Annotated in this window: 6 protein-coding genes; 4 read left to right on the top strand and 2 right to left on the bottom strand. The window is 43.7% G+C overall.

Annotation, left to right across the window (positions count from 1 at the left end):
• On the bottom strand, positions 1-822 hold an 822-nt coding region (locus ACP5N5_RS05385), incomplete at its 3' end, for an ATP-binding cassette domain-containing protein (protein WP_428133632.1).
• A 182-nt stretch (positions 823-1,004) separates the two neighbouring features.
• Positions 1,005-2,390, bottom strand: coding sequence for a BMP family ABC transporter substrate-binding protein (locus tag ACP5N5_RS05380; RefSeq protein WP_012608285.1), 1,386 nt, complete (start codon positions 2,388-2,390; stop codon positions 1,005-1,007).
• A 182-nt stretch (positions 2,391-2,572) separates the two neighbouring features.
• Here ACP5N5_RS05380 and ACP5N5_RS05375 point away from each other — a divergent pair, with 182 nt between their 5' ends.
• The 4 genes from ACP5N5_RS05375 (at position 2,573) to ACP5N5_RS05360 (ending at position 5,428) form a co-directional block, all read left to right on the top strand.
• Positions 2,573-3,067 carry a COG2426 family protein gene (locus tag ACP5N5_RS05375; protein ID WP_428133629.1) on the top strand — a complete coding sequence of 165 codons (495 nt, stop codon included), beginning with the start codon at positions 2,573-2,575 and terminating at the stop codon, positions 3,065-3,067.
• Between the two features lie 85 nt (positions 3,068-3,152).
• Entirely contained in the window at positions 3,153-3,971 is an 819-nt protein-coding gene (gene fba, locus ACP5N5_RS05370) for a class I fructose-bisphosphate aldolase (RefSeq protein ID WP_014767518.1), read from the top strand.
• 24 nt (positions 3,972-3,995) lie between these two features.
• Positions 3,996-4,922, top strand: a complete 927-nt coding sequence (locus ACP5N5_RS05365) for a carbohydrate kinase family protein (RefSeq protein WP_428133627.1) — start codon at positions 3,996-3,998, stop codon at positions 4,920-4,922.
• Between the two features lie 122 nt (positions 4,923-5,044).
• On the top strand, positions 5,045-5,428 hold the full coding sequence (locus tag ACP5N5_RS05360) for a pyridoxal-phosphate dependent enzyme (protein ID WP_428133623.1): 384 nt from the start codon (positions 5,045-5,047) through the stop codon (positions 5,426-5,428).
• The last annotated feature ends 2 nt before the right edge of the window (positions 5,429-5,430 follow it).

Below are 5,430 nucleotides of genomic sequence, written 5' to 3'. Positions count from 1 at the left end.
TGCTACGCCGGCAATGCCTACCACCTCTCCTTTCCTAACAAGTATTCTTGCATTATCCACGATTCTCCTACCATACTCGTCTACTACCACGAGGTCCTCTATGCTTATACAGTTCTCATTAAGCGGTGCAACCGATGCCAGTCTTTCATACGTTATTTTCCCAGCGTCCTCCCTGAACATTAGCTCGCGGATTTTCTCTATACTCGCCTCTTCACGTCTCAGGATGCCTGAGAGCTTGCCACGCCTCAGCACTATTATTCTATCAGCTATCTCCATGGCCTCCGTGATCTTATGCGTTATAATTAAGCTGGAACCCCCATTCTTCTTAAACGTGTCTAGAACCGTGTAGAATCTCCGTCTCTCTTCTAGGGGCAAGTATGTTAAGGCTTCATCCAGGATTACCAGTTTAGCGTTTAAAAGGAAGGCCCTCAGTATTTCAATCATTTGCTTCTGCGTATACGTCAGTTTCCACACCATGGTATCTGGGTCTATTTTCATCCCAAGTTTCCCACTTATCTCTCCGATTACTTTATCCACCCTGGAAGTCCTAGCTAGTTTACCGAAGCCGAGAATGCTTAATCCTATTACAAGGTTCTCCCTTATACTTAACCTATCTATGAGCTGCGGTATCTGTGAAACCATTACAATACCTTGTTTTATAGCGTCTACTGGATTGTAGAATACAGTCTTTCTACCATCAATAAAGATCTCGCCTTCATCAGGGAAGTATACTCCATATAGTATCTTCACCATTGTCGATTTCCCCGCACCGTTCTCCCCTAACAATGCTACTATTTCACCCCTGTAGATATCGAAACTCACATTATCCAATGCTATTATCCCACCAGGGAAGGACTTTGATATATTTCTCACAGATACTAGTGGTTTATTTTCGCCCACTTTATAGGACACCCTACTATTTACTCGTCTTATTGGTATAAATGATAAGGAGGAGAGGGATTAAAAAACGTGTTGTGTTTAAATAATATTAGATATTAACCCGATTAGTGTTTAATGACCCATGATACTAGGTAGTCCATGTTCCATAAATCATCGTGTCCAGCAATATATCCCTGTGGGAATGATATCTGTGCACCCTGTGACATACCTTTACAATACGTAGATGTAGCCTTATCGGGTGTGTATAGACAGTATGCTGTGAATGGCCCTGCGAACGGGTCGAATACCGGTGCTATCGGGTATGGTCTAGTACCTATCCTACCGCCCCAGTCAATGGTTATAGAGGATAGGTTTTCATATACATGTGTTAAGGCTGTTTCCTCCAATGGTACTATTGTGAAGGCACCTTTCATCTGCCAGTATCTCCTCATAACTAGATCGTATACGCTGAGATTTTCACCAGTTAACTTATCTTTCACCTGTATGCTCTTTAAGATATCGATGTACTTTGGATTTATCATTACTATACTGCCATCAGGAGCGATATCGGCGCCTAGATCCACCGCGCCAGAGCTCAACAGATACCAGTAGTCAACCTTATCCAAGTTATCCGGCCTATATATCCCAGCCTTTATCTTGGCTAGTATGTCAGCATATATTATTTCCCACCTAACGATCTGACCACTCACAACATAGTTGGGCCCGTACTTCAACATGGGGCCGTAGTGACTGAAGACGTATACACCATTTGCCTCACCATACTCTACAATAGCCGTAGAGTCCTCTGTGAATGCAAGCACGTCCACATTGTACTGCGTCTTCAACGTGTCCGCAGCCTGCCTAGCCTTTGTAGGATCATACCATGCACCTATCTCTATCACATGCACTTTGATATCCTTACCCAGTGCATCACCTACTTCCTTGGCACCTATAGCAAACGCGTTTAGGTGTCTCACAACCTCAGGTATCAAATACGCCGCGACATAACCTACCTGGCCTGTTCTAGTAAGGGCGCCTGCCATTAATCCATTTAAGTAGTAGACCTGATATAGGTCTGCGAAGTAGGTACCTACATTGGGGGCCCTCTTATACCCGGAGCAGTGGAAGAACATTACATTCGGATACTTCCTAGCGGCTTCGATGGTCTTATCCATGAATTCGAAGGATGTCGTGAAGATCACCGTGTACCCGTTGGCAACTAATCTATCTATTGTTCCAAGCAACTGATCCTCTGAAACGGATTCAACATATGTTGTCTCAAGCCAACCACTGTATAATGTCTCTACGTATTTCCTGCCTATGTCATGCATGTAGGACCATCCAGCATCCCCAACCGGTCCAACATAGATCCATGCAGCCTTTATCCTATCTGGTGGTGTATATTGTTTTTGAACCTGTGCTGGAGCCGTGGATTGCCCTATGAAGAATCCTGCTGCACCAGCTATTATTATTAGGATTACGAAGACCGCGATCAGGATATTTGTCTTCATAGTATCCCCTTACCTTATACATATATTACTCGTAGATACTAGTATATAAAAATTTCTATTATATAAAATTTATGTAATAAATTCTCCCACTTGGAAGGGTTATTTATGTGAAAGTTGGTAGATAAGCTAATAAATGTTCAATTAATTAATTAATCATACCATAGTACGTGAGGCACGCTTCAATGAATCCAACCATAGTATTCTGGACAATAATACTAGGCTTAGCCCCTGTGAGCGAGGTACGTGGCGCCATACCGTTTTTCTTGGTGGCCTCCAAGGGAGATATCTACTCGCTAGTGTATGGTTTTCTAATAGCTACTCTATCAAACATGTGTATTCCATTCATAGCATTCCCATTGTTCGACCTACTTGATAACCTGGTTAAAAAACCGTGGATACCCTTACTTGTTAAGAGAGCATACGGGTACTTGAGGAAACTTGGGGAAAGGAAAGCCCTCAGCATTAAGAGGAGCTCCTATATTGCACTAATGGTTTTCGTTGCTATACCGCTTCCAGCAACAGGTGCTTGGACAGGTAGTTTAGTGGCATATATACTTGGGCTTGATAGAAGAAGATCCATTATAGCCATTAACACCGGTGTCCTAGTGGCCTCAGTAATAGTCTTTGCAGCCGCCTATCTAGGGATTGAATTATTAAGGCGGATCTTCATGCTTTAAATAACTATATAAATCGTATACGTAAATAGGTAGAACAATATTATTAACTCCTTTAAATAATTGTAGTTAGATAAGGAGGTGAACAATGATGAGTTATAGTATAGCTGGGAAGGAGCTCAGACTTAAGAGATTGCTACCTAGTGGAAGAGGAGTAGTATTCGCATTCGACCACGGTGTTGAACACGGGCCCAGCGACTTTCCCCGCGAATACATCAATCCAAGGACAATAATAGGTAAAATCATTGAGGCAGGTGTGGATGCTGTAATGATGCTCCCGGCAACAGCGTTCATGACTAGGGATCTATGGATTGGGAAAACCAGTCTAATAGTCAAGATAACCAGTAAAACCAATCTAAGGCCGGAGAATGAGAGACTACTTCAAAGTATTTTTGGATACGTGGAAGACGCTGTGGCACTAGGAGCTGAAGCAGTTGCCGCCACAGTGTACTGGGGCAGTCAATACGAGGACGCCATGCTGAGGCAATGGTTCGAAGTAAAGAGGCTTGCCGAGAAATACGGCTACCCCAGTCTCCAGCTGTCTTATCCAAGGGGGCCAGCGATAAAGAACATGTATGATGTCGAAATAGTCAAATACGGTGTGAGAGCTGCTATCGAGAGCGGGGCAGACTTAATCAAGACGTACTACACGGGTAGCCTGGAGTCATTTAGAGAAGTAGTTGAGGCTGCATCAGGTATACCAGTATTAATGAGCGGTGGAGCTGTCAGGGAGAGATTCATAGACTTCCTCAGAGATGTTGAAAACGTTATAAGAGCCGGTGGTAGAGGAGTAGTAGTTGGAAGAAACGTTTTCAGGCATAAGAACCCAGGCGGTGCCATAAGAGCGATAATGAAGGTCGTACACGAGGAAATACCGCCCGAAGAAGCTATCAAATACGCTGAGTAAGGGAGTATAGAAACATGGTGGTTCATGGTGAATAAAAGTATCGATGTAGTGACAGTAGGACACGCACTAGTCGACATACGGATAGTTGTGAACGAGTTCCCAACGATAGACTTGGAGAGCAAGGTGTTAAATCAGTCATGGGGTTCCGGAGGCTCGGCGGTAAATGTGGCTATAGGTGTGAGAAGGCTGGGCATGAAGTCCTCCCTGATAGCTAGGGTAGGCTTCGACAGCTTCGGTAGGATAATCGTCGATGAATTACTCAGGGAGGGAGTCGACATAAGTGGGCTTAGAATAGGTTTCACGCAGACGGGCTTTACTATAGTCGCTATAAATAATAGAGGGGAAATCATGATGTACGGGTATAAGGGGGCAGCGGAAGAACTAGTGCCAGACGACATCAGTGAATACGCTATATCAAGAGCTAGATGGATGCATATAGCTAGCCTTAGGCTAGATACCACCATAAGGGCTATTGAGCTAGCTAGGAAACATGGTCTAACAATTTCATGGGATCCTGGCAGGGTACTTGCTTCACAGGGACTTAGCAACTTAAAGGATGTAGTGGCTAATGTAGACTACATCATGCTTAACGAGAAGGAGGCGAGATTAATGACGGGAATAGACGACTATAGAGAAGCTGCTAAGGTGATAGCTAATGAAACCAGTGCAGTAATATTATTGAAGAGGGGGAGTGAAGGAGTATATGTCCTCTCAAAAGAATACACTGGTGAAATACCTGCTTATCTCGTGGAAAACGTTATAGACACCACCGGGGCAGGTGATGCTTTTGCTTCTGGCTTCATAACAGGAATACTACGTGGATACATGTTAAGAAAAGCCGTTCAATATGGTAACGCTGTCGCCGCATTGAAGATAAAGAAACTGGGATCGCACCAAGTCCCTCAGCACGATGAAGTAGTAGAGTTCATATGGGAGAGAGAGCAGGGTTAACACTACTATTGATTCTAAGATACTGGTACCATATTAGTTTTCCTATTAACGTGTTCATCAAGTAATGCTTAATATGGAGAACACTTCAATATCTTAGTTCAAGAACCCGGGGTGTAAAGATATTGTATGTAAGAGAATTGAAGTGTAGTAGGTGTGGTAGAAGACTACTTCTAAGCGAGAAACCATTGACATGCCCCAGCAAGGATCTGGGTAGGCTAGATATAGTGTATGACTATGAAGCGATAGCTGAGAGCATTAATAGAGATATTCTCTCACAAAGATCATTCAACATGTGGAGATACATGGAATTCCTCCCAGTGCCAAGCAGAGACTATATTATCTCACTTGGTGAAGGGGGTACCCCCCTACTAAAGGCGAGGAGACTTGGAGAGAAGTTGGGCCTGAGAAACCTGTATCTTAAGGATGAAACAAGGAACCCAACTGGGAGCTTTAAGGATAGAGCAATGAGCGTGTCTGTGTCCATGGCCGTGTACTTCGGCTTCTAGAA

The organism is Desulfurococcus sp. (assembly GCF_049970475.1).
Taxonomy (GTDB): Archaea; Thermoproteota; Thermoprotei_A; order Sulfolobales; family Desulfurococcaceae; genus Desulfurococcus; species Desulfurococcus amylolyticus.
The sequence above is the reverse complement of the archived record's forward strand: the minus strand, read 5'-3'. Positions and strand labels throughout refer to the sequence as shown.

Excerpts from the sequence above, each read along its gene's own strand:
- fba (WP_014767518.1), top strand. The coding sequence starts at position 3,153 with ATGATGAGTTATAGTATAGCTGGGAAGGAGCTCAGACTTAAGAGATTG.
- ACP5N5_RS05365 (WP_428133627.1), top strand. The coding sequence starts at position 3,996 with ATGGTGAATAAAAGTATCGATGTAGTGACAGTAGGACACGCACTAGTC.
- ACP5N5_RS05375 (WP_428133629.1), top strand. The coding sequence starts at position 2,573 with ATGAATCCAACCATAGTATTCTGGACAATAATACTAGGCTTAGCCCCT.
- ACP5N5_RS05380 (WP_012608285.1), bottom strand. The coding sequence starts at position 2,390 with ATGAAGACAAATATCCTGATCGCGGTCTTCGTAATCCTAATAATAATA.